The 23,664-nt window shown below is 45.8% G+C and carries 19 protein-coding genes and 1 tRNA gene; 4 read left to right on the top strand and 16 right to left on the bottom strand.

The window, feature by feature from the left end:
* Positions 1 to 2: 2 nt before the first annotated feature.
* Genes GO620_RS10490 through mraZ form a run of 5 tightly spaced genes read right to left on the bottom strand, consistent with a single transcriptional unit; the run spans position 3 to position 5,313 of the window.
* The gene (locus GO620_RS10490) at positions 3 to 1,463 is read right to left on the bottom strand and encodes a UDP-N-acetylmuramoyl-L-alanyl-D-glutamate--2,6-diaminopimelate ligase (RefSeq protein ID WP_157525263.1); all 1,461 of its coding nucleotides are present in this window, start codon (positions 1,461 to 1,463) and stop codon (positions 3 to 5) included.
* Positions 1,460 to 3,559, bottom strand: coding sequence for a penicillin-binding protein (locus GO620_RS10495; protein WP_157525265.1), 2,100 nt, complete (start codon positions 3,557 to 3,559; stop codon positions 1,460 to 1,462). The genes GO620_RS10490 and GO620_RS10495 overlap by 4 nt, the downstream gene beginning before the upstream one ends.
* A complete protein-coding gene (locus GO620_RS10500) occupies positions 3,556 to 3,954 on the bottom strand; it encodes an FtsL-like putative cell division protein (RefSeq protein WP_157525267.1) in 399 nt (132 codons plus the stop codon). Before GO620_RS10500 ends, GO620_RS10495 begins: the two co-directional genes overlap by 4 nt.
* Positions 3,951 to 4,856: a 16S rRNA (cytosine(1402)-N(4))-methyltransferase RsmH gene (rsmH, locus tag GO620_RS10505; protein WP_157525269.1), complete on the bottom strand. Its 906-nt coding sequence runs from the start codon at positions 4,854 to 4,856 to the stop codon at positions 3,951 to 3,953. The genes GO620_RS10500 and rsmH overlap by 4 nt, the downstream gene beginning before the upstream one ends.
* Positions 4,849 to 5,313: a division/cell wall cluster transcriptional repressor MraZ gene (mraZ, locus tag GO620_RS10510; protein ID WP_157525271.1), complete on the bottom strand. Its 465-nt coding sequence runs from the start codon at positions 5,311 to 5,313 to the stop codon at positions 4,849 to 4,851. The genes rsmH and mraZ overlap by 8 nt, the downstream gene beginning before the upstream one ends.
* A gap of 207 nt (positions 5,314 to 5,520) precedes the next feature.
* Between mraZ and GO620_RS10515 the strand changes: the two genes are divergently transcribed.
* Positions 5,521 to 6,957 (top strand): DUF3943 domain-containing protein, encoded by a 1,437-nt coding sequence (locus GO620_RS10515; protein WP_200229862.1) that lies wholly within the window; start codon positions 5,521 to 5,523, stop codon positions 6,955 to 6,957.
* Positions 6,958 to 6,985: 28 nt separating this feature from the next.
* Positions 6,986 to 7,624, top strand: a complete 639-nt coding sequence (locus tag GO620_RS10520) for a YceH family protein (RefSeq protein WP_157525275.1) — start codon at positions 6,986 to 6,988, stop codon at positions 7,622 to 7,624.
* A 127-nt stretch (positions 7,625 to 7,751) separates the two neighbouring features.
* Here the strand turns inward: GO620_RS10520 and GO620_RS10525 are convergent, their stop codons facing one another.
* Both GO620_RS10525 and GO620_RS10530 read right to left on the bottom strand, forming a co-directional pair.
* A complete protein-coding gene (locus tag GO620_RS10525; RefSeq protein ID WP_157525277.1) occupies positions 7,752 to 8,441 on the bottom strand; it encodes an aspartate/glutamate racemase family protein in 690 nt (229 codons plus the stop codon).
* 56 nt (positions 8,442 to 8,497) lie between these two features.
* Complete coding sequence (locus GO620_RS10530) at positions 8,498 to 10,024, bottom strand: IPT/TIG domain-containing protein (RefSeq protein ID WP_157525279.1); 1,527 nt, start codon at positions 10,022 to 10,024, stop codon at positions 8,498 to 8,500.
* Positions 10,025 to 10,204: 180 nt separating this feature from the next.
* Between GO620_RS10530 and GO620_RS10535 the strand changes: the two genes are divergently transcribed.
* Together GO620_RS10535 and GO620_RS10540 are read left to right on the top strand one after the other, a co-directional pair.
* The gene (locus tag GO620_RS10535) at positions 10,205 to 12,538 is read left to right on the top strand and encodes a glycoside hydrolase family 3 protein (RefSeq protein WP_157525281.1); all 2,334 of its coding nucleotides are present in this window, start codon (positions 10,205 to 10,207) and stop codon (positions 12,536 to 12,538) included.
* Between the two features lie 158 nt (positions 12,539 to 12,696).
* Positions 12,697 to 13,812 (top strand): toxin-antitoxin system YwqK family antitoxin, encoded by a 1,116-nt coding sequence (locus tag GO620_RS10540; RefSeq protein ID WP_157525282.1) that lies wholly within the window; start codon positions 12,697 to 12,699, stop codon positions 13,810 to 13,812.
* Here GO620_RS10540 and GO620_RS10545 read toward each other — a convergent pair.
* The 9 genes from GO620_RS10545 to GO620_RS10585 form a co-directional block, all read right to left on the bottom strand.
* A complete protein-coding gene (locus tag GO620_RS10545) occupies positions 13,788 to 14,861 on the bottom strand; it encodes a glycoside hydrolase family 130 protein (RefSeq protein ID WP_157525284.1) in 1,074 nt (357 codons plus the stop codon). The genes GO620_RS10540 and GO620_RS10545 overlap by 25 nt on opposite strands.
* A gap of 16 nt (positions 14,862 to 14,877) precedes the next feature.
* Positions 14,878 to 15,555, bottom strand: a complete 678-nt coding sequence (locus GO620_RS10550; protein ID WP_157525286.1) for a peptidase associated/transthyretin-like domain-containing protein — start codon at positions 15,553 to 15,555, stop codon at positions 14,878 to 14,880.
* Positions 15,556 to 15,627: 72 nt separating this feature from the next.
* The gene (locus GO620_RS10555; protein ID WP_157525288.1) at positions 15,628 to 17,592 is read right to left on the bottom strand and encodes a M1 family metallopeptidase; all 1,965 of its coding nucleotides are present in this window, start codon (positions 17,590 to 17,592) and stop codon (positions 15,628 to 15,630) included.
* A gap of 44 nt (positions 17,593 to 17,636) precedes the next feature.
* A complete protein-coding gene (locus GO620_RS10560) occupies positions 17,637 to 17,984 on the bottom strand; it encodes a Spx/MgsR family RNA polymerase-binding regulatory protein (protein WP_157525290.1) in 348 nt (115 codons plus the stop codon).
* 12 nt (positions 17,985 to 17,996) lie between these two features.
* Positions 17,997 to 20,438, bottom strand: coding sequence for an outer membrane beta-barrel family protein (locus tag GO620_RS10565; RefSeq protein WP_157525292.1), 2,442 nt, complete (start codon positions 20,436 to 20,438; stop codon positions 17,997 to 17,999).
* Positions 20,439 to 20,546: 108 nt separating this feature from the next.
* Positions 20,547 to 21,107 (bottom strand): aminoacyl-tRNA hydrolase, encoded by a 561-nt coding sequence (gene pth / locus GO620_RS10570; RefSeq protein ID WP_157525294.1) that lies wholly within the window; start codon positions 21,105 to 21,107, stop codon positions 20,547 to 20,549.
* A 449-nt stretch (positions 21,108 to 21,556) separates the two neighbouring features.
* Positions 21,557 to 22,132: a 50S ribosomal protein L25/general stress protein Ctc gene (locus GO620_RS10575; RefSeq protein WP_157525296.1), complete on the bottom strand. Its 576-nt coding sequence runs from the start codon at positions 22,130 to 22,132 to the stop codon at positions 21,557 to 21,559.
* 125 nt (positions 22,133 to 22,257) lie between these two features.
* A complete protein-coding gene (locus GO620_RS10580) occupies positions 22,258 to 23,202 on the bottom strand; it encodes a ribose-phosphate pyrophosphokinase (RefSeq protein ID WP_157525298.1) in 945 nt (314 codons plus the stop codon).
* 156 nt (positions 23,203 to 23,358) lie between these two features.
* Positions 23,359 to 23,429 (bottom strand) — tRNA-Gln (locus tag GO620_RS10585).
* Between the last annotated feature and the right edge of the window lie 235 nt (positions 23,430 to 23,664).

Raw genomic sequence — 23,664 nt, forward strand, 5'->3', positions numbered from 1 at the left:
GATTAGCTTAATGTTTTAAATTGTTCAAGTAGTTCTTCTTTATCATCAAAGTGGGTTTTAACCCCTTTTATCTCCTGATATTTCTCATGGCCTTTGCCGGCTAATAAAATAATGTCGCCCGGGTTAGCCAGGTGAACAGCAGTTTTTATCGCTTCGCGGCGGTCAACTATGCTGATGGTTTTACGCTGGTTCGACGGATCTACACCGGCTTCCATATCCTTTATGATCTGCGCCGGGTCTTCAGAGCGTGGATTGTCAGACGTTAGTATCACTTTATCGCTCCAGTCGCAGGCGGTTTTTGCCATAACCGGGCGTTTGGTTTTATCCCTGTCGCCGCCGCATCCTATGATGGTGATCACCTTTTCGTTGCCGCTCTTAACATCTTTGATAGTGCTCAGTACATTCTGAACAGCATCAGGAGTGTGTGCGTAATCTACAATACCAATGATCTTGTTTGGCGATACTACATAGTCAAACCGGCCTTCTGCACCCGATAGCTTACTCAGGCTGGTTAAGGTTTTAGCCTTGTCCTGGTCTAACAGCATCGCGGCAGCATACACGGCCAGCAGGTTGTAAGCGTTGAAGGCGCCTACCATTTTAAACCATACTTCCTCGCTATCGATATTGAGCAGTAAACCGTTGAATTGGTTCTCCAATATCCTCACCTTAAAATCGGCCATGGTTTTCAACGCATAGCTCTTTTTATGGGCACGCGTATTTTGCAGCATTACGCTACCATTTTTATCGTCAAGGTTAGTGAGCGCGAAGGCGTTTTTAGGCAAGCCATCAAAAAAAGCCTTTTTAGCTTTCAGATAATTATCAAAGGTTTTATGATAGTCTAAGTGGTCATGCGTTAGGTTGGTGAAAATCCCTCCAGAAAACTGCAAGCCGCTTATGCGGTGCTGGGCAACCGCGTGTGAACTTACTTCCATAAAGCAGTAATCGCAACCGGCATTGACCATGTCTGCAATTAAACCGTTAAGTGCAACCGGGTCTGGTGTAGTATGAGTTGAAGGAATAATCTTACCTGCTATCTGATTTTCAACTGTAGAAACCAAACCGCATTTGTAACCCAGGTCTGTAAATAATTTGTAAAGCAGCGTGGCAACGGTGGTTTTACCGTTTGTGCCGGTTACGCCCACCAATTTTAGTTTAGCCGATGGGTTGTCATAAAAGTTTGAAGACAGCTTACCTAGTGCCTCGGCCGAATCGGCTACCATTAAAAACTCTGCAGCGTTAGCCGTATGACCGGGCAAGTCTTCGCAAACTATGGCAACCGCACCGTCGTTGATAGCTTGGTCGATAAATTTATGCCCGTCGACCAGGGTTCCTTTAACTGCAACAAATAAAGTCCCGGGTACAACCTTACGCGAGTCGGCAGTGATGCCGGTGATCTGCACATCGGCGCCGCCCTGCAATTCTGTAAAGGCAATCCCGTCTAATATGTCGCTTAGGTTCTTCATTGCAGTTCCAGTATTATTTTAGAGCCTTTGGGTATTAAACTTCCGCCTGTTACCGATTGGTTTTTAACCAATCCGCTGCCACGGACAGCTACTTTGTAGCCGGCGTTACCCATTACATAAAGCGCGTCACTGAGGTCCATACCTAAAACAGAGGGCACACCATCTGCCTTAAGTTTTCCTTTGGCAACCGGCTGCTCACTGGTATCCGCACCCATACCAATTGTTGTATCATTCGAAGGCGCGCCTTTAACACCCAGTTTGGCATAGACATGCTGCAGTGCTTTAAGGTTACCAGATTTGTAAGTAGCAGGCGTAGTGGCATCCGCGTAAAAAGTCGGCGGTGTTTGCTTTGCAGTTTTGATATCTGCCGCGTAAACTTTGTCAGCTATCTCGCGGAACGGCGGGCCAGAGATGTAAGCGGCATAGTAGCCGTTCTTAGGGTCGTTAATTACTACTATTAAAGAATATTTGGGATGGTCTGCAGGAAAATATCCGCAGAAAGATGCCTGATATTGCTTTTTAGCCTTGTAACCTTTGTTGCCATCGGCAACCTGTGCAGTACCTGTTTTGCCTGCTATTTTGTAAAGCGGATTATTTACGATGCCTTTGCCTGTGCCCTCGCTCACTACGCCGGCCAGCATATCCTGCATTTTGTGCAGTGTTACATCAGAACACAATTTTTCGTCAATAACACGTGCCTGAAAGCGCTGTACCGTGTTGCCCATGCGCTGTATCTCTTTTACAAAAACCGGTGCTATATATTTACCATTGTTTGCGACAGCATTATAGAACGACAACATTTTCAATGGTGTAAGCTGCATTTCATAACCATAAGCCATTTGCGGCAGCGTCATGTTTTTGTTCCAGCTGCGATTCGATGGATTTTTAACTACAGGTTGCGCCTCGCCCGGGATCTGCAAACCCATTTTCTCCTGCAGGTGCCAGTCATACAGGTGATTGGTAAACTGTGCCTGGTTATCTTTATAAGCTCTGTTTACCAGTGATGCCACAGCAGCGTTTGATGATTCTTCGAACGCCTTCTTAACAGTAACCGTACCGATACTGCCGTGCGAATCTGTGATTAGTTTTCCCGGTATCTGGTAATTGCCGGTAGCGACCATGGTGTTTGTATCCACCTTATGGTCTTCTAACAAGGCCATGTAAGAGGCAACCTTAAAGGTCGACCCGGGATCCTGGTTGCCGGCTATGGCGTAGTTGAATTGCTCTTTGTAAACACCGTCGCTTACCTTAGTGAGGTTAGCCAATGCTTTCACCTCTCCGGTTTGCACTTCCATCAAGATTACGGCGCCATGATCGGCGTTACTTTTTATCAATGCTTTTTCTAAGGCGTTCTGAGCAACATCCTGAAGGTTTACATCGATAGTTGAGATAATATCAGCGCCGTCTTTTGGCGATATTTCATCATCAGTATTTACCGGCATCCAGGTACCGCCGGCAATGCGCTGCATTAACCGCTGACCGTTCTCTCCGTTGATATATTGCGCGTACGACCCTTCAAGGCCAACGCCGTTTTTAACGTTCTCATTTTTGTAGCCGATGGTACGCATAGCTAATGCGCGGAAAGGCAAAATGCGGCGGTTCTTTTGCACCACTATAAGCCCGCCTTTGTATTTACCCATATTGAAAATAGGGAACTGGCGGATCTTCTTTAGTTCCTGATATCCAACCCTGCGGCGGATCAACTGATAACGAGAGCTATCCTGACGGGCGTCCCTTAAAATCCTTGAATATTCGCGCGGCGATCTGTCACCGAACAGTTGCGCCATCTTTAACGCAAGCGAATCTACTTTGGCGTAAAATACTTTGTCATCAGCAATGCCACCGGCCAGCATGTCCATGTGCAATTCGTACTCAGGTACAGATGTGGCCAAAAGGCTGCCGTCTGCAGAAAAGATATTACCCCTGGCAGCTTCAACCGTCATGTAACGGGTCGACATAGCCTTTGCCATTGAGCGCCACTTGGTACCCTGTACAAATTGCACCCTGAACAATTGAACGGCTACTGCAAACGCGAACAGCAGTATCAGGCCGAAAGCCAGGTAAACCCTAAGCAATATATTGGTGCGGATACTCATTTTTGCACCTCCTGTTCTGCCACGATCTTTTGCGGCGGGTCTACCGCTACGTGCACGCCTAAAGTGTCTGCACGTTTTGCAACCTCGGTCAATGTGCTTTTGAAAGCAAGATCTGCCTTAGTGCTTTTGTAATCCCAGCTTAGCTCGCGAACTTCCTTGCCATATTTATCTATGTTGCGCAGGTTCTTTTCTGCCAGATGGCGGTTAGCTATATAAAGCATGCCCAAAAACGCCATATACAGCACAAAAGGTAATGCACGCGTTGCATCCTCTGTACTTACAAAACCTTTGCTTAAAAAAGACACAAAGAAATTATCCGGCGCTGGCTGCTGCTTTTCTGCAACAACAACTTCCGGCTCTTCCTGTGGTTCGATATCTGTAAGTAAACGGTTCATTTTTTTACAGCTATTCTAAGTTTGGCGCTGCGTGCGCGGTTATTTTGAGCTATCTCTTCTTCAGTAGCGGTAATTGCGCCACGGCTTACCTGCTGATAAGGCCTGTCGTCATTACCGTAAATATCTTTTTCCAACTCGCCGCTAAATTTTCCTTTGGCGATAAAGTTTTTAACCAGCCTGTCTTCCAGCGAATGGTACGACATTACCACCAGGCGGCCGCCGCTAACCAACACCTCAGCCGATTGAACCAGAAAGTCTTTCAGTGCTTCCAGTTCCTGGTTCACTTCTATTCTAAGTGCCTGGAATACCTGCGCCAGGTATTTATTTTCTTTTCCGCGAGGGATCAATCCCTGTATGGCGTTTTTTAACTCTGCAATGGTGTTGATAGGTGCGCTCAGGCGTGAAGTGACAATAGCCCTGGCTAAAGATTTTGCGTTCTGGATCTCGCCGTACTGGCCAAAAATGCGGTGCAGGGCAGCCTCATCGTAAGCATTGATCACTTCTTTAGCGGTCAGCGATCCCGACTGGTTCATGCGCATGTCCAGTTCGGCATCGAAACGGATAGAGAAACCACGATCTGCCTCATCAAACTGATGTGATGAAACTCCCAGATCAGCAAGAATACCATCGGCCGGGATTGCACCATGCAAACGGCAGAAATTCTTTAAATAGCGGAAGTTTTGATCTGCAAAAACGAAACGTTTATCATCTATCAGGTTTTGCTGCGCGTCTACGTCCTGGTCAAAAGCGACAAGCTTGCCGTTTATCCCCAAATGCTTCAAAATCTCGCGCGAGTGGCCACCACCGCCAAAAGTTACATCAACATAGGTACCATTGGGTTTGATGGCCAAACCTTCTATACATTCCTGAAGCATTACGGGGGTGTGGTAGGTATTAGCCATCGGCCCTCCTTCCCATTCCGCCCATAACCTCTTCGGCAAGGTTGGCAAAGTTTTCAGGCTCGCTGTCCATTTGCAGGTCGTAAACCTTACTGTCCCAAACCTCTATTTTATTTAATTGGCAAGCCAGTACCAGATCATTGCCAATACCCGCGTACTCCAGCAAAGCCTTAGGCAATAAAATGCGGCCTGCAGCATCAAGTGTCAATTCTGTAGCGCCACGAGTAAAGTACCGAATGAATTCCCGGGTACGTTTCTCGTATTGGTTGAGTTTTGCCAGGTCGGCAATAATCAGGTCCCACTCCTTACGCGTATAGATCACCAAATGCTTTTCAAAGCCGCGATTGATCACAAGGCCCTCACGCTCAGCTTCGGGAAGCTGTTTGCGCAAGCCTGAAGGGATCATCATACGCCCTTTAGCATCCAGTTTACAATCAAATTCGCCTAAAAAGTTCGACATCTAACAGACTTCGGGTAAAATTCTATCGTAAAAGTAGAGATTACTTCCACTTTATACCACTTTTTACCACTAAAAGTTTTCAACAATTTTAACTGTTGAGAAAAGCGGGTTTTAGTCCCACATACAGGCAGAGAAAACCATAAATGAGTTTACATGTTAATGTTGTTTTAACGACGTATTTGCGTTGATTACATGCCGCTCATCTATATGAATAAATTTTACTCAATTACCCTTTCCAAAAAATTTAAAGCGCTATTGATGTTACTGGTTGCAAGTGCTTTATACACTTCGCAAGTATCAGCCCAGGTTACATTCGACGCTCAAAAAGCATTTTTAGATACCACCAAAAAGAAGCAAATAACAGAAGTGCCTCTAAACACCCGGTCGCAAAAAAAACGGTTTGGCAGGGCCGTGCTCTACCTCGGTATTGCCGAGTTTACTCCCTTTGCTTACGACCGCTGGATCGCCGGTAAAGACTACGCAAAGATCACGTTTGCTACGGTGGGCCACAACCTTAACCCTGGGCATTGGCAAATAGACAATGACCCGTTCCAAACAAACCAGTTTGGCCACCCATTTCATGGCAGTTTATTTTATAGTTCATTCCGTGTAAATGGCTACAGTTTTTGGGAAGCGGCACCCGCAGCAGCCGCAGGCAGTTATTTGTGGGAAACCTTTGCGGAAACGCAGGCCCCCGCTCCTAATGATTTCATTAACACCACTTTCGGCGGCATAGTCTTGGGCGAAATGACCTACCGTTTTGCTAACCGCCTTATAAATAACCGTGCTACCGGATTTAAACGACAAGTGCAGGAAGTAGCCGGACTTATTATGAACCCCATGAACGGCCTTAACCGCATTGTAGACGGCAGATGGGGCAAGGTGAGAGCCAATAGCGCTTTGCACGACTCCACCAAGCTAAACCTGGAGGTTGATGCAGGGGTGCGCTATTACAATACTGTTGCAGGTTTTAACACCTCGGGGTTTTATGGCCGGGCAAAGTTGACGTATGGTTTGCCGTATGACAACTACCGCGTTCCGTTTAGCAACATATACGTAAATGCAGAATTTGGCCGTGATGATAGTGCCAAAGTAAACGCTATTAACGTGTATGGGTCGCTTACGGGGTGGGAACTGAAAAATGACAGCAGTTCGCGGCACTTGGCTGTATTGTCGGCCAACTATGATTATATTAGAAATGCCGGAGTGTTTTACGGCGGGCAAAGTGTAAAGCTGAATGTATTTTCTGAATACAACCTGCACAGAAAAGTGAAATTTAATACCGGTTTCTCTGCCGGGCCGGTGCTTTTAGGTGCTGCACCCGACCCTTACTTTTATAACAGCCGCAATTACGATTACACCACCGGTGCATCTTTTGCTGCAGGTGGTGGGCTAAGCATTAAAGACCGGTTTTTCTTGAATGCTGAATACAGAGGCGGATATCTGGCCACCATAAATGGCTATAGCTCGCATTACTTATTACATACCATTACCAGCGAAATAAGATTCGCAGTTACAAAAGATCTGTCCCTTTGCGCGGACCCCGGTTATCTGGTCATCAAGGGTAAGTACAATAAATTTGCAGAAACGCAGAATACCTACTCGTACTTTAGGGCGACAGTTAGATACGGCCTCAACTTGTAAATTATATATTTGCCGGCAACAAAATTTTATGCTGCCCCAACTTAATAACGAAGAGATACGTGTGCTTGGCGCGCTGATGGAAAAGAGTCGCACCACGCCTGAGTATTATCCGCTCACGCTTAACGCCCTTGTAACCGCCTGCAATCAAAAGTCGGCACGTAAACCTGTGGTTGATTATGATGAAGATACGGTAACCCATGCGCTGGATACCTTGAAGAAGAAGGGGCTAATTTCTACGGCCACCGGCGGCTCAAGCCGGGCCGTAAAATATAAACACAATTTCGCGATCGTTTACCCGGTGATACCCGCCGAGGTAGCCATTATGTGCCTGATATTTTTGCGCGGCCCGCAAACCCCGGGCGAGATCAACACCAATTCCGGAAGGCTATATGAGTTTGAGTCGCTTGATGACGTGCAGCAGGCACTCGAAAAGCTAAGCACCGGCGATGAGCCTTTTCTTGTACAATTGCCTAAACGTGCAGGCCAAAAGGAACAACGTTACACCCATTTGTTTGCAGATATTCCTGACCAGATAGCTGATGACGAACCGCAAGCGGCGATACCGCGCTCATCTATTAGTGAACTGGAAAACCGTGTAAGCAAACTTGAAGAGGAACTGGCTGCGATGCGCGCCGAGTTTGATAAGTTGCTGAAGGAGTTAATGTAAGTAAATGTTGTCATTGCGAGGAACGAAGTGACGCGGCGATCCTAGAGGACAATTCTTTGCTTTGTCCTGATCGATATCGGGAATTCGCACCCGAATTGACAGAATGAACTTAATTTGTGTTTAAAATCTACGACAATGCCAACTCTACCGCCTTTTCAGCATGAATCACGGTCGTATCAAATAAAGGCAAGTCGACAGACTCAGGTGTGATCAGCATGCCCAATTCGGTACAACCCAGAATAATACCCTTAGCACCGCGCGATTTTAGTTCGTTTATCACGCCTACGCATTTCGCTAACGATTCGGGATTTATGATGCCTTTCGCCAACTCGGTGTAAATTGTATCCTGAATGATCTTCCGGCCGGCTTCATCGGGCGTAATCACGTCTATGCCTTTATTAACAAACCTGTTGCTGATAAAGTCTTGCTCCATGGTATACTTAGTGCCCAGCAATCCCACTTTGTCGATTCCGAGGGCAACAACTGCATCAGCAGTGACGTCGCCGATATGAATCAGCGGTATATCCATCGCACTTTCAATTTCGGCGGCTACTTTATACTGCGTATTACAGCAGATCAATACGAAATCGGCACCGCCTTTCTGCAGGTTCATGGCCGCTTCGCTCATTAGTTCGCCTATCGTGTCCCAATCGCCCGACTGCTGCAACTTTGCAATCTCCTCAAAGTCGACGGTATACATTATAGACTTAGCTGAATGCAGGCCGCCCAGCTTTTCTTTTGTCCGCTCGTTAATGATGCGATAGTAAATGGCAGAACTTTCCCAGGACATGCCGCCGATCAACCCGATAGCTTTCATGCGGCTAATTTAAAAGTTTAGACAACTGATATTCATTCCGGGCAGACACCGGTCTATTATTTTTTATAATATTTATAGACTTCGGGTCCGGGCCCACCGTAGAAGGTTCGGCCTATATAAATATTGCCCGCGCGGTCGGCAGTTACGCCCTGATAGGATACCAGATCTGCAGTAGTATATTGAGCTACAAGGCCGCTCTTGTCTATTATGTAAACTGGGTGCGCCACACCTGCGGTTGGACTTGAGTTGCCAAACACAATACCATAATTATTACACACGATAAGGTTCCCGAATGGATCAGCAGCAATTAGGTTTCCGCCGTAAATACCATGTGCAGTTATGGGCTGATTATAACCACCCGCGGTAACTAACGGGCCTTGCAAATTTAATGTGCTTACCAACCCGGTTGGTGTAATTTTACGAATAGTGCCTGCCGAATTGGTTACGAACAAGTTGCCATCAAAATCAGCCGTCATCGCAATTAAAGAATTAAAGGATGCTGCCGCGCCCTGTCCGTCGGCAGTACCCGAGGTGGCGCTACCTGCAAATGTGCTTACCGTTCCATCCGGTGCTATTTTGCGCACCCTGGCCGAATCGCAGACAAATAAGTTGCCGCTCGGGTCAATCGCAAGGCCCACCGGAGCAATAAATTGTGCAGCCGTTCCTTTGCCGTCAACATAAGCGCTAACGCCGCTGCCTGCAAAAGTACTTACAACACCGTTTGGAGTTATCTTGTATATCTTCGCGTCTGTAGTTCCCGTTGCATAAACGTTCCCTGCTGCATCTACCGCTGTGCCCCTAAGCGGGTTGCCCGGCACATTTGCGCTATTACCGGCTGTTGCTAAAAGACTGGTAACCTTTGCAGGTGTGACTTTATAAACAGAATTTCCCGACTCGCCGTATATGTTTCCCGCAGCATCTACCGCCAGATAACCCATAGAAGTGGTACTCATAACTTCTCCGAGAGCAGGAATAACAGTTACCGTAGCGGTATATGTTAGTGTTGTACCATAAGACGTAAGTTGTACCGGTCCGGATGTTATGCTGGTTGTAGTAGTGATCTGAGCTATTATTTCTGACGAACTTGCCGATGCTACAAGCGCTTTGATACCTGCAAACACAACTGTATTTTTTGACGCGTTGGGATCGAAATTACTACCTTTTATCGATATCGAGCCGCCATAGGACGTAGGCAGTATCGTAGCACCGGTTATTGTAGGTACCAGCAGCGTAACCGTAAAATCTGTAGGATATATTAACGTTTTACCGTCAGTAACTACACTAATCTTACCTGTGGTAGCGGTTGCAGGCACGGTAACTACAATGCTGGTAGTATTTGCCGAGCTAATAGTAGCTGCTACTCCATTAAACCGGACGGTATCTTTGGTAATATCAGATCCGAAATTGGTACCGGTAATAGTTACCGTACTGCCGATTACCGCTGTCGAGACGCTTATAGCAGTGATCGCGGGCGCAGGTGCCGGAACCGGGTCAACACTGCCCGATTTTTTACAACCAGTAACCGCCAGCAACGCAATGGCGATCATTAAAATTAATTTGGGGGTCAGATTCAGGTATTTCATAACTTTCAACCGGCGTAAAATTGTTAGTTGAGTTTAGCTGCCGTTTATGGTACTAAGTTACTTATTTTCAGTGTTGAAATGTAAATCTTGAGAAAATTGCCGCAACAATTTTTTGAATTAACACAGCAATACCTTTACTTTATAAAGTGTTATCCTGACACAATAAACCTAAAGTAAATTATGAAATTAAGATCTACCGCTTTCGCGATCGCTTCATTTGTCGCGGCTACCTTAAGTGCCAATGCGCAGCAAAAATATACCAGCCGTGATGCCGGGCAATACATTTTGGTAACCAATAATGGCGGGCAAACGCTGGGGTATTCGGCATCGTCAGGCGTTAAGTTGCTCATTATTGATGGCTTTGCCTTTAAAGACTTAAATAAGAACGGCAAACTGGATAAATATGAAGACTGGCGCCTGCCTGTTGACGAGCGCGCGAAAGACCTGGCATCGCAGATGAGCATTGAGCAAATTGCAGGGCTGATGCTATACAGCCGCCATCAGCCCATACCTAATCCGCCGGGCGGGCCATTCGCGGGAACTTATAAAGGCAAAGGTTATGCGGAAAGCGGTGCAAAACCATCCGACCTTACAGATCAGCAGATCGCATTCCTGACAAAAGATAATGTGCGCCACGTACTGGTAACTTCGGTCGAGTCGCCTGCGATAGCAGCCACCTGGAATAACAACACGCAAGCCTTGACAGAAGGCTTGGGATTGGGCATACCGGCCAATAACAGTTCTGACCCAAGGCACGGCATTGTAGCATCGGCCGAATATAACGCGGGTGCGGGCGGCCGTATATCCATGTGGCCCGGTTCTTTAGGCATGGCAGCAACCTTCGATCCGGCTGTTACGGAAACCTTCGGGCACATTGCCGCGACAGAATACCGCGCTTTGGGTATCGCCACGGCGCTGTCGCCACAAGTTGACATCGCCAGCGAACCTCGTTGGTCGCGCGTAAGCGGCACGTTTGGCGAAGACCCGCAACTGGCGACGGATATGGGGCGCGCTTATATCGATGGTTTCCAGACCTCAGCAGGTGATAAAGAGATCTTTGGCGGATGGGGTTATAATAGTGTGAACGCCATGGTAAAACATTGGCCAAGTGGCGGGAGCGGCGAAGGCGGCCGCGACGCGCACTACGGGTTTGGCAAGTATGCTGTTTATCCGGGCAATAATCTAAACGGCAACATGAAACCTTTTTTGGATGGTGCCTTTAAACTGAATGGTAAAACAAGTTCAGCCTCCGCCGTGATGCCATACTACACTATTTCATACGGCCAGGATACTAAATATGGCGAAAACGTTGGCAATAACTACAACAAATACATTATTAAAGACCTACTGCGTGATAAGTATGGTTATGACGGCGTTGTTTGTACCGATTGGCTGGTTACCGGCGATGAAACTTCAATAGATCAGTTCCTGTCGGGTAAATCATGGGGTGTAGAGAAACTGACTGTGGCAGACCGTCACTATAAGGCATTAATGGCGGGCGTAGACCAGTTTGGCGGAAACAGCGACGCGGCGCCTGTATTGGCAGCTTATCAAATGGGCGTAAAAGACAATGGCGAAGCTGCTACATGCAAGCGGTTTGAACAATCCGCGGTGCGTTTATTGCGTAATATATTCAGGGTTGGCTTATTTGAAAACCCTTACCTGAACCCTGCAGAAACGCAGACAGTTGTGGGCAAGCCCGAATTTATGAAAGCCGGTTACGATGCGCAGCTAAAGTCGATAGTGATGTTGAAGAATAAAGCCAATGTGTTGCCTTTAAAAACCATGAAAACGGTTTACGTGCCTAAACAATATACACCTGCCGGGCGCAACTTTCTAGGTATGCCAATACCGGAAAAAACCGACTACCCTGTAAATATCAACCTCGTAAAAAAATACTTTAGAGTAACAGACGATCCGGCTAAAGCAGACTATGCCCTAGTATTTATTAACAGCCCTGCGTCGCAAGGCGGCTACAGTGCAGATGATGTTAAAAAAGGCGGTAATGGTTACTTGCCTATCAGCTTGCAGTACAAACCTTACACCGCGACTGATGCCCGCGCGACCAGCATTGCCGGCGGAGATCCATTGGAAACTTTTACCAACCGCAGCTACAAAGGCAAAACATCGACAGCCATCAATACATCCGACTTAAATATGGTTACAGACACTTATGCCAAAATGAAGGGCAAACCGGTGATCGTATCTGTGATGATGAACAACCCAACAGTTTTTGGCGAGTTTGAAGGCAATGCCAATGCGTTGTTAGTGCAATTTGGTGTACAAGACCAGGCAGTGCTTGACATCATAACCGGCAAAGCAGAACCATCAGGCTTGTTGCCGCTGCAAATGCCTGCAGATATGCATACGGTTGAAAACCAGGCAGAAGATGTACCGCTTGATATGAAATGCTACCGCGATGCGCAAGGTCACGTCTATGACTTTGCATACGGTATGAATTGGAAAGGCGTTATTAATGACGCGCGTACCGCTAAGTACAGTCATAAAAAATAATAGCTTGTATTTCTTTTTTTTTAAAAAGCCTCATGATGAACTTCAGAGGCTTTTTTATTTAGGGTGATCTTAGATGCTGGAATATATTTTTAGGAATATGTATAACTTTTTACGAGATAGTGCGTAAACTTATACCAGGTTATAACCACCCTTATTACATGAAAAAACTATTTACCATTTTACTTACCGCGTCTTGCACCGCGGTATTGGCACAAACTGAACCCCCGACAGCTCACCGGATGGTGAGATACAGAACAATAGGCCGCGACAGCATTAACCTTTCGCTTAACAGTAATTATGAACTTATTGAAGATAGCTGTGCAGATATTGTGCGTTACGCGCACGCAAATTTACGCGAACGAAAATTTAAAGGTGCTTTTAAGGATCTAAATAAAAACAAGCCTACTGCGGTGCTGTCTGAAGGTACATATACAGACGAGGGATTAAAAACCGGTTTGTTTCTATCGCGGTATGATAATGGATCCCTTCAATCAAAAGGATATTTTAAGAATAACCAATTCGACGGTAATTGGACACTGTTTTACGAAAATGATAAGCCTAAAATGGACTTTGATGCTGTTGAAGGCAAGATAAAGATTAATAATTATTGGGACGCCAGGGGTAAGAAAACTGTGGACAACGGTAAAGGCGTGTACTCCAATGAGATGGATTACATTACATGGAAAGGCAAACTCAACAATGGCCTGCCCGATGGTACATGGCATGCCTATCGCACTGCCGATGTAACGGAAACCAGCTTAGTTACAGAGAGCTACAAAAATGGCGTCTTTCAAAAAGGGTCGTCCCCTGCAGGCGATTACACAGATGGATCCCGGATTGTATTAATTTCAGAATCTATGCTACCCTATCTAAAAGCAGAGAAATTTCAGATATCGACGACCGCGTGTAACGGAACAGGCTTTAAAAAAATAGTACATGCACAATACAGAAACGGGGCCGAAGATTTTAACGAGGCTATAAAAAGTGCCATAGAGCCGTACTTAAAAACTGTTGATATAAAGTCTTATGACAACCAGTTCGTAATAAGTGGTGAAATATCAGAACGCGGGCAATTAACAAAACTGACCTGTAACAATGCCTTTAATCAGGAAATAGCGAACGGCTTTATCAGGCAATTATACCATTTACCTCTTTTAGTGCCGGCAACAGCAAATGGTGTACCTGTCAAAGAAGGCTTTGATATCACATTTACCTTCGAAAGAGGATTTTATTCATTCAGGTACCACTTTCAACCAATCAAACAAACGCTCTGATGATCATATAGCGTTACTACGATTTCTTTGATACTAAAATGCGCCCCGCATACAAACTCATCGGCGGCGCCATAGTATAAAGTGATGTCATCGCCGTTTACCACATGGCCATTGGTAAACACCACGTTGCCGAAAAAGCCGCTTGTTTCATATTGTTCGGTTGGGATCATTAGCGGTTCATTACTGCGGGCAATAACCTTTGACGGATCCTTCAGGTCTAACAGCACTGCGCCCAGACAATACTGATGCTCCGGTGTGGCACCATGGTAAATCTCCAGCCATCCGTATTCTGTTTTTATAGGTGCCGCGCCCGCGCCTACCCTTGCGCTGTCCCAATGGCCGGCGCGGGTTTTAACAATGCACTTGTGGTTACCCCAGTGTACACCATCAGGCGAATCTGCTATCCATATAAAATTTCCGCCCAGGTCTACACTGCTTGGGCGGTGCAGGGCATAATACAAACCGTTAACCTTTTCTTCAAAAATGGCGCAATCCTTATTATGCGGCGGGAAGATCACCCCTTTCTTATCAAAGGTTTTCCAATCTGTTGTGGTACGTAAACCAACCGTTACCCCGTTTGCCGATACAGCAGTATAGGTTAGGTAATAAGTTTCGCCTATTTGTGTAACGCGGCAATCTTCGATGCCGAAAGTTTCCAGCATCCCGCTGCCAAACAAGGGCGGATATTCGGGATCTTCTTTGAAATGCACGCCATCATCACTCGACAATAACCTTAAATGAGAAAGCGTGGTCAGATAGTCTAACCCCTGATAACGCAGCACCCTTGCATCTGTGCTGATCAGTTCGGGGTGGTTATCCGGTATCTCTAATATTTCTATTTGTCCTGCATCGTTAATTACCGGTACCAGCACAAAGCCTTCTTTTGCCGCAGTATTTTCAGCCACGCGGACGATGAGCCATGTTTTGCCTTTAAAGGTAAATACACCGGGATTTAACAAGCAGATGATCTGCATGTCACCGGCACTTGGCTTTAAGTCGGCAGGCCTTAGAATTGGGTTTTGTGCAAAGCGCTTTGCAATGTCTTTCATAAAATTAGGTAGATATTTATTGGAGGTCGGGGACCTTGCGTTTAGAGGCCGGCAAGGCTTTCCACCTTTTATAACTGTCGTTTACGTAGGTTACCATACTCTGTCCATTATTATCGCGTACAAAAGCGTAGGTAGGGCGGTAAATGGTCATAAAATCTTCAAGGTCTTTACCTTTAAGAGGAACCAAACTGCCAACATAAACACGGTTAAACGCGGAATCGATAGTGCGTTCCTGGGCGTCGCGTTCGAAGTAATGTTTTAGACGGCGGGCATCGCGTGCGTCTTTACTAAACCATGATGTTGGCGAAAGCGGATATACCTTTGCCCGGGTATAAACTTCGGGGTATTCGGCACGTGGGTTAAACCGCCTGGATGCTGTAATGTTTACTTCGCGCAGGGCAATGCTTAGCGGTGTAAGCGAAATATATTTATTACGCATATCTGTAAGGAACAGCGTGTCAGACGCATAGCCCGGCGCAGAAAAGATCAAGATGTTGCCGGTACCTGCCGGGATGATGTACTTCCCGTTTTTGTCTGTAAGTGTGAGACGCTTGTTACTGGTGTTTTTTACAAAAACCTCTGCAAGGCGGGCGTTGCTGCCGGCCTCTGTAACGGTACCCTCTAAGCGGTCTTGTGCGTAAGTTGTGCCGGCGAAAAAGCAACCGGCCACAACGGCAAATATCTTAGTTCTCATGGTCATAGCGTAGATATTGCTATAACCTGTACTTACACCGATAGTTTTACCGTAGCGCCGTTTTTACACCAATTATTTACGCCATACGTTGTTGCCAGTGTTGTAATCGGGCAAAACATGGTCGGGGTCATAGGTTACAGAAATGATCTCTTCTGTAGATGGGTATTTTATTGTCCATTGGCTGCCGGTTGCCCAGGTTTCTACGGGCAGATTTATGCGTTGCTTTTTACCGCTTTTAGTACGCACTTCCAGTATTACCGGTAATGCCATACGGTCGTAATTGTTGATGGTGATCAGCGCGCCTTCGGCAGGATCGTCATTCACGTAAGCAACTTTTGAAACCCCCGCGTCTAACTGGTAATTATTCAAGATCCACTCCCGCCAGAACCAACCCAGGTTTTCGCCGGCCACGTTTTCCATAGTACGGAAAAAGTCATTCGGCGACGGGTGCTTAAATGCCCATCTTTCTATATACGTTTTGAAAGCCCGGTCAAAACGTTCCGGCCCAAGCACATGGTTGCGCAATATATCAAGCGCGGCAGCAGGCTTAAAATACAATACAACAGCGGTATTAAATTCGGGTACGTTATCGGGCGCGGTCATAATAGGCTGCAAACCGGGGTTAAGCATTGGCAGTGCCTCGTTGCGCGTCCAGTTCATGGGCGGCGTGGCATATTCGCCGTTATTAAAGGCGTCTGTAGATAAGCCATTGATAAATGTATTAAAGCCCTCGTCCATCCAGCCATATAGCCGCTCGTTAGAGCCAACGATCATCGGGAACCAGGTGTGGCCAAACTCGTGATCGTTCACCTCCCAAAGCTCTTTGCCCTGGGTATTTGTGGCGCAAAATACAATCCCTGGATATTCCATGCCGCTAACGCGGCCTGCTACAGCAACGGCCACAGGATATGGGTATGGGAACCATTTAGCAGAATTATACTCGACAGATTTCTTTACATATTCCGTCGACCTGCCCCAGCTATCGTTGCCTTTCCCTTCAACCGGATATGCCGATACTGCTAACGAGGTTTTGCCATTTGGCAGGTTCATTTTAGCAGCGTCGACAATAAATGCTGACGACGAAGCCCACGCCGCGTCGCGGGCGTTAGTGATTTTGTAATGCCAGGTCAAGGTTGGCTTACCCTGTGGGCGCGAACTGGGATCTGTCACCTCACGTGCGGTGCGGATGAACACCGTTTTATCACTCGCTGCTGCGGCTGCCCAGCGCTTTTGCTGTTCGGCAGTATATACTTCCTGTGGGTTCTGTAATTCTCCGGAGGCAAAGACGATATGATTAGCCGGTGCTGTTATACTTACTTCAAAATCGCCATATTCTAAGTAAAATTCGCTTGGGCCGTTGTAAGGGATGGTGTTCCAACCGGCAAGGTCGTCATAAACGCACATGCGCGGGTACCATTGCGCAATAGTAAATATCTTACCATTTTTTGTTTCTTCAATACCTGTCCGGTCCGACCCGAAATTTGGAACGATATATGACCAGGCGATCTCTACATTTACCTTGCCCCCATTTGCCGCCAAAGACGTGGGCAATAATATCTGCATACGGGTATCGTCAATCATATATTTAGCCGCCTGGCCATTGATCTTTACCGAAGTAATCTTGTCACCCGCATCAAACACCTGTCCGCCGCCGTGGTTACGGCTGCCGCGGTAGTTCTCCAATGCAGCCCCGCGCGAGCCCTGTTTGTATAAGTTCTGCTCCACGTACATCCATAAAAAGTCCATTTTTTGCGGACTGTTGTTGGTATAGGTAAGCACTTCGGTTCCGGTTATCTCATTCTTCTGTTCGTTAAGGTTTGCTGTAAGCTTATAGTCAGCGCGGTTTTGCCAATAGTGCGGGCCGGGTTCGCCGTTTGCGGCACGGTACTCGTTACCGTTAGAGGTATAAAACTGCGGATTAAACAATGATACCGGATCGAATTTTGATTGCGGTAACTCTGTACCCGGCTGGGCTAAAAGAAGCTGGCTAACTAATAAAAAAGCCGGCATTGCGCCAGCAAAGCGAAAGAATTTCATTAAACAGTACTCGTTTATAAATTGGTGTAAACGGACAACAGGCATTACTTTAAAAAGTGTTGCTTATAATCGGTTTCGTTAAAACCAAAGTAAAGAAAGCCATCGTCTTCAATCACAGGCCTTTTAATCATACTGGTTTTTTGCTGCAGCAAAGCCGAAGCAGAAGTAAAATCGGTAACTTTTTCTTTTTCTTCTGGAGGTAGCTGTTTCCAGGTAAGACCCTGCTTATTTAAAAACTTTTCGTAACCGGCATTAGCGTTCCACTCTTCAAGCTTATCGGCACTCACGCCTAACTTTTTAAAATCCTGGAACTCGTAAGCAATGTTATGTTCCTTTAACCAGTCGAGCGCTTTTTTAACCGTGTTACAATTGGTAATACCGTAAACCTTCATCCGGCAAAAGTATCAATTTCCGTTGCTTTTGCCACCGCCCTTTGTATCATCATTGTTAATACCATGCTGGTTACGTTTAATATCGCCGTTAAGCTTACCAAACTTGTAGCTAAAGCGTAACGCGAAGGTGCGGTAAGGGTTTTCGTTGAAAGAATACTGAGTGTAGTCGACAGTATTGGTGTAATTCTTAAAAGTGAAATATTTGCTGTAGGGATTGTTCGCGACTAAAGAGATACTAGCTTTCTTGTCCATAAACTCTTTGGTAAGCACGAACGAATTGTAGATAAACGCCGTAGAGTGGCCCTGCAACGTAACATCACCGCTAAAGTAACCGGCATCAATACCAAAGCGATAGTTGTTGGCGAACTTATAACCCGCGTTTAAAAACGCGTTACCTATTGTACCATCATTGGTGTAAAACGCGCTGTTGTAAGTACCTCTTAACCAAACGTGCGACAATTGTCCGTTAAGGTTTATGGTGATCTTTTTGCCGATAGACTGATTGGTGCTAAAATTTAAGCCCGCGCTGCGGTTACTGCCTAAGTTCTGATAAGTCGTGGTCGTAATAATATCCGGCTGGCCGTTGATGATGCCTGCCTGGCTGCTCGACACGTTTTGTATAGCGTTATTAGAAAAAGCATAGCTTGCAGTTACATTGACAGATCCCTTTTTAAAATTGCTATACGTTAACTCAAAGGTGTTATTTAATTCGGGGCGCAGATCAGGGTTACCGGTGCTGATGAACTTAGGGTTAGACCGGTCTATAAATGGATTCAATTGCCAAATGCCCGGCCTTTGTATACGCTGGGTAAAACCGGCGGTAAGGCTGCTGCTTTTCAAGTTTCGCTGAAGCGAGACAGACGGGATAAGGTTGGCATAATTACGGTCTAGCGCGCTACCCAGGGTGGTAAAATTTGCATCAACGTGGGTTTCCTCTAACCTTAAACCGGCTTTAGCTGTCCAATTGGTCATCTTTAACTGGTAAGAGCTGTAAGCGCTGTAAACGTTCTGATGGTAAGTAAAGTAATTGGTTTGTACCGGGTTGGGTATGTACTGACCGGTTACGGGATCCTGGTTATCGCTTTTCGAATCGCTAAAATTGTTTCGCAGTATCGCTTTAGCTCCCGCTTCTATACTGCCTTTCTTTATAGGGTTGGCGTAGTCTAACTGGAAGGTATGTGATATATTCCCTGCCTCGTTGTATTGAGTGTAGTTTGGCAGGTTGTAATTGATCTGCTGCGAAAGTAAAATATTGTTGCTTTGCTTAAATGGCGAGTTTCCATATTTATAAGAGATGGTAAGCAGCCTGTCCTTCTTGTTTTTAAAACCCAACTGGTAGTTGATGCCGGCATCCAATCCCTGATAACGTCCCGAGCCGTTATTGTCAAGAAAAAATTGCTGGGTTAAAACATTAGCGCCGGTCAACTGAGAAGATAATTGTGTGGACGACTGGTTAAAATTACCGCCATAATATTCAAAGGATGCGGTCAAAAGGTTTAATGAGTCTATTTCATAGCTTAATTCGGCATCGCCATAATTGTTAAATCCGCCGCCGAAAGTATTGGTACCGTTTTGGTTAATGGTGGTGTTGTTGGCGAAAAAATTTTGGGTACCGCCGCTGGCAGTGGTTTGCTTAAACTGTCTGTTGGAACCCAAATATCCCGAAACGCCGAATTTACCTTGTTTAACTGTTCCGTTGAAATTAATCCCGGGGCCGTAAATTGAATTCATGCGCCCGCTAATAGTACCGTTGTAACCCTGGTCGGCATTTTTCTTTGTGATGATGTTGATGATACCCGCCAGGCCTTCTGCATCGTATTTAGCAGGCGGCGTAGTGATTACCTCTATTTTCTCAATGTTAGTAGCAGGCATAGCCTTTAAGACATCTGACGGATTTTTTGCCATCAACGCCGACTCTTTACCGTTGATCAGGATCTTGTATGCGCCGCTGCCTTTAAGTTTGATATTCTCGTTGCCATCCACAGAAAGCATAGGCACTTTGCGCATCATGTCCAGCGCGGTTATGGCTTTACTTTCGGGGTCGGCCTGCACATCATAACTAATGCGGTCTACCTCCTGCTTCATAATGGGCTTTAAAGCAGTTACAGAAACTTCGTTGAGGCTTTTTGTAGATACAGCCATTTGTATCTGCCCAAGGTCTATGCTGGTTTTGGTGCTGTCTATTAAGATTGTTCTGTTTTTGAAGCCAACCGTTGCAATGATGAGTTTATAACCTTTCAAGGCTAAACCAGTAAATTCAAAACTTCCGTTGTCTTTACTCAGCATACTTTTAACGGGCTTGCCGGCTTGCACGGTTTGCAGGGCAATAGTGGCATATCCAAGTGGTTGGTTTCTAGCCGAGTCGACAACTGTACCCTTGATCGTTTGCAGAGATTGGGCATTGGTAAAGACACAGCAAAGGATAGCCGCTGTAAAAAGTAGAAGTTTTTTCATGTGGATAAGACGCTTGGCGTTTGGTTGCGTTACAATGATAAACCTTAAGTTTTATCCACAAAGCATCGTTAACATTATTTAACTAAAAAAATAGTTAATTTTAACACTTCACTTGTTAAACCTGGTCATAGTAAGCTCTGTGCCAATGGTGGCGAAGCTTTTTATCATCTCAATAGAGCGATCAATAAGTGGCGCAAGCTCCAATTGTTCTTCGGGGTCAAAACCGCTTAATACATAATCTACCTGGCGGCCTTTAGGAAAATGATCGCTGATACCAAAGCGCAGGCGGGCGTAATCCTGGTGCCCCAAAGTTGCTTCTATATGCTTTAAGCCATTGTGCCCGGCAGCGCTGCCTTTTGGTTTTAGGCGAAGTGTGCCGAATGGTAAGGCCAGATCGTCTACCAGTACCAGAACATTTTGCGCTGGGATCTTCAGTTGCTGCATCCAGTGGTTAAGCGCCTTACCGCTTAAGTTCATGTAAGTGGTAGGTTTAATAAGATAAAGCGTACGGCTTTTATAGTTCAGCTCGGTATACCAGGCCAGCTTCATGTTGTAGAACTTTAGGCCTTCCTGTTTGGCCAATTCGTCCAATATCATAAAGCCGATATTATGCCGAGTTTCGGCATATTCCGGGCCGATATTCCCTAAACCTACTATTAAGTATTTCATAACCCCCTAACCCCCTAAATGTGGAACCACATTATTTTTTTCAAAAATATTTAAAGTTATCGATTAAGATTCATCGCCCGGTTTTAAATAACAATTTAATTTATTGTTTAAATAAACATATTTCTTTGTCCCTTAAATCAGAAAAAACGCGTTAGGGATAGCAACGAAAAGCCCGCAGTTGGCCGCCGGCCGACGAGGGCTTGTAGTGGATAGCCCGACCCGCGAAGCGGGGAAACGCCCAACTATTATCATTCGGTTAAACTTATTTGCTGAAAAAGATTCTTCGTTGGTCCCGATACTATCGGGACTAAATAACGAACCCTACATTAACCTCCCTTTAAGGAGAGGCCGGGCTAAATTATAAAAAAACAGCGATAGAAAATTCTATCGCTGTTATCTGAGTAATCGCATCTGTGAAATCACCTCTTCATCGGTGAAATCAAAAGCAATTATTTCTTAGCTTCCTGCTCTGCCTGGCGCAATGCACGTGAGGTAGTTACAGAAAGGATGGTATCTTCCTGAGCGTTAGTAATAGTTAGGTTTGGTACAGATACGTCACCAACACGAACAGATTTACCAACTTCTAAACCTTCGATGCTTACTTCAATGTTGTTGATGTGGTCTTTAGGTAAAGCTTTAACACGCAGTTTGCGCAGTTTTTGCACCAATTTACCACCCATTTTAACACCCGGAGAAGTACCGGTTACTTTGATAGGAATTTCGATAGTAACTGGTTTGTCTTCGTTAAGCTCAAGGAAGTCGATGTGGATCATCGCCTCTGTCAACGGGTGAAACTGCATATCTTTGATGATAGCCTTTGTAGTTTTACCATCGATGGTCAAATCGATAAAGTTAACTTCCGGAGTGTAAACAACGGGTTTAAGATCTGCAGCAGCAACTGCAAAGTGAGTTTGAGTAGCACCGCCGTATAATACTGCAGGCACCATGCTGTTGTAACGCAAATCTTTTGCGTCGCGTTTCCCTACGTTCTCTCTTAGAGAACCGCTAATAGCAACTGAATTCATTTTTTATTTATTTAATTGTTTGCCTCACCCCAACCCTCTCCAAAGGAGAGGGAGTTGCAAGAATTATTAATTCAATTTTTAAGCCTTTTAAAGTCCTCTCCTTTGAAGAGGATTTAGGTGAGGCCTCAATCCACCTTAAACAACTGGCTTATAGACCCGTGCTCATTTACATTGGCAATAGCCTTTGCAAAAAGGTCTGCAGTTGACAACACCTTGATCTTCGGGCTCTGCTGCTTCAAAGGGATTGTATCTGTAACGATCAATTCTGTCAGCATAGAGTTTTGTATTGTCTCATACGCCTTGCCAGATAATACCGGGTGCGTACAAACCGCCCTCACACTTTTGGCGCCCCGCTCCATAATTAACGCGGCTGCCTTGGCCAATGTACCTGCAGTATCGCAAATGTCATCAATAAGCACAATGTCCTGGCCGGTTACATCACCAATCAAGGTCATAGACTCTATCTCATTCGCGCGCTTACGGCGTTTATCACAGATCACCACCTCTGCATTAAAATACTTGGCAAAAGTGCGCGCCCTGTAAGAGCCCCCCATATCTGGCGACGCTATGGTCAAATTCTCTAATCCAAGCGACTTGATATAAGGTACAAATATTACAGAAGCGTCTAAGTGATCTACCGGTATGTCAAAAAAACCCTGTATCTGCGCGGCGTGCAGGTCCATCGTCATAATGCGGTTAATGCCGGCGGCAACCAATAAGTTGGCTACCAGTTTGGCCCCTATCGCTACGCGTGGTTTGTCTTTCCTGTCTTGCCTGGCCAGCCCAAAATACGGGATAACCGCGGTTACATAGTGTGCAGATGCGCGTCGCGCGGCATCTATCATCATTAGCAGTTCCATCAGGTTATCTGTAGGCTGATGGGTTGATTGTATCAGAAATACATCGCACCCGCGTACAGACTCGTTAAAATGCGGCTGAAACTCGCCATCGCTAAACCGCGACAGCACCACATCGCCAAGTTCGCGGCCATAAGCCTCGGCAGTTTTGGCGGCAAGCGCCACACTACCCGAACCTGCAAATAACTTTACCTGGTTAAACTGTAAAGGCATCGTTCTATATTTCGATCCCGATAGCTACCGGGACTAAGTTTCAATGTCGATGTCCACCCCTTACCCGTCTGTATGTGACGGCGGTAAACAAAAATCGGACTTTAATTTTTGAACCGAACGTTGCCGGATGAAAAACCAAAATCCGAAATTAAATTGTTGCCCGACCAGGATTCGAACCTAGACAAACGGTACCAAAAACCGTCGTACTACCATTATACTATCAGGCAATCTCCCATCGATTTCTTTCGATTTCGAAACGGAATGCAAATATAGGACGATTTTTTAAACTGCAAAAGTGAATGTGAAAAAAGATTTATCACCGCAAAAAAAGGATGTAAGAGCTTTATCTAAATCCTTTCAATAAAAGAGAGATTCAGGAAGGAATTTAATTCCCCTCCTGAGAGGGGTTAGGGGTGTGTTGTATTGTATTAATTCGGGCGTTTCCCTTCGGGTCGGGCTTTC

The organism is Mucilaginibacter ginkgonis, from assembly GCF_009754905.2.
Lineage (GTDB): Bacteria > Bacteroidota > Bacteroidia > Sphingobacteriales > Sphingobacteriaceae > Mucilaginibacter > Mucilaginibacter ginkgonis.

Coding starts and splice junctions, on each gene's coding strand:
- GO620_RS10490 (WP_157525263.1), bottom strand. CDS start 1,463: ATGAAGAACCTAAGCGACATATTAGACGGGATTGCCTTTACAGAATTG.
- GO620_RS10495 (WP_157525265.1), bottom strand. CDS start 3,559: ATGAGTATCCGCACCAATATATTGCTTAGGGTTTACCTGGCTTTCGGC.
- GO620_RS10500 (WP_157525267.1), bottom strand. CDS start 3,954: ATGAACCGTTTACTTACAGATATCGAACCACAGGAAGAGCCGGAAGTT.
- rsmH (WP_157525269.1), bottom strand. CDS start 4,856: ATGGCTAATACCTACCACACCCCCGTAATGCTTCAGGAATGTATAGAA.
- mraZ (WP_157525271.1), bottom strand. CDS start 5,313: ATGTCGAACTTTTTAGGCGAATTTGATTGTAAACTGGATGCTAAAGGG.
- GO620_RS10515 (WP_200229862.1), top strand. CDS start 5,521: ATGAATAAATTTTACTCAATTACCCTTTCCAAAAAATTTAAAGCGCTA.
- GO620_RS10520 (WP_157525275.1), top strand. CDS start 6,986: ATGCTGCCCCAACTTAATAACGAAGAGATACGTGTGCTTGGCGCGCTG.
- GO620_RS10525 (WP_157525277.1), bottom strand. CDS start 8,441: ATGAAAGCTATCGGGTTGATCGGCGGCATGTCCTGGGAAAGTTCTGCC.
- GO620_RS10530 (WP_157525279.1), bottom strand. CDS start 10,024: ATGAAATACCTGAATCTGACCCCCAAATTAATTTTAATGATCGCCATT.
- GO620_RS10535 (WP_157525281.1), top strand. CDS start 10,205: ATGAAATTAAGATCTACCGCTTTCGCGATCGCTTCATTTGTCGCGGCT.
- GO620_RS10540 (WP_157525282.1), top strand. CDS start 12,697: ATGAAAAAACTATTTACCATTTTACTTACCGCGTCTTGCACCGCGGTA.
- GO620_RS10545 (WP_157525284.1), bottom strand. CDS start 14,861: ATGAAAGACATTGCAAAGCGCTTTGCACAAAACCCAATTCTAAGGCCT.
- GO620_RS10550 (WP_157525286.1), bottom strand. CDS start 15,555: ATGAGAACTAAGATATTTGCCGTTGTGGCCGGTTGCTTTTTCGCCGGC.
- GO620_RS10555 (WP_157525288.1), bottom strand. CDS start 17,592: ATGAAATTCTTTCGCTTTGCTGGCGCAATGCCGGCTTTTTTATTAGTT.
- GO620_RS10560 (WP_157525290.1), bottom strand. CDS start 17,984: ATGAAGGTTTACGGTATTACCAATTGTAACACGGTTAAAAAAGCGCTC.
- GO620_RS10565 (WP_157525292.1), bottom strand. CDS start 20,438: ATGAAAAAACTTCTACTTTTTACAGCGGCTATCCTTTGCTGTGTCTTT.
- pth (WP_157525294.1), bottom strand. CDS start 21,107: ATGAAATACTTAATAGTAGGTTTAGGGAATATCGGCCCGGAATATGCC.
- GO620_RS10575 (WP_157525296.1), bottom strand. CDS start 22,132: ATGAATTCAGTTGCTATTAGCGGTTCTCTAAGAGAGAACGTAGGGAAA.
- GO620_RS10580 (WP_157525298.1), bottom strand. CDS start 23,202: ATGCCTTTACAGTTTAACCAGGTAAAGTTATTTGCAGGTTCGGGTAGT.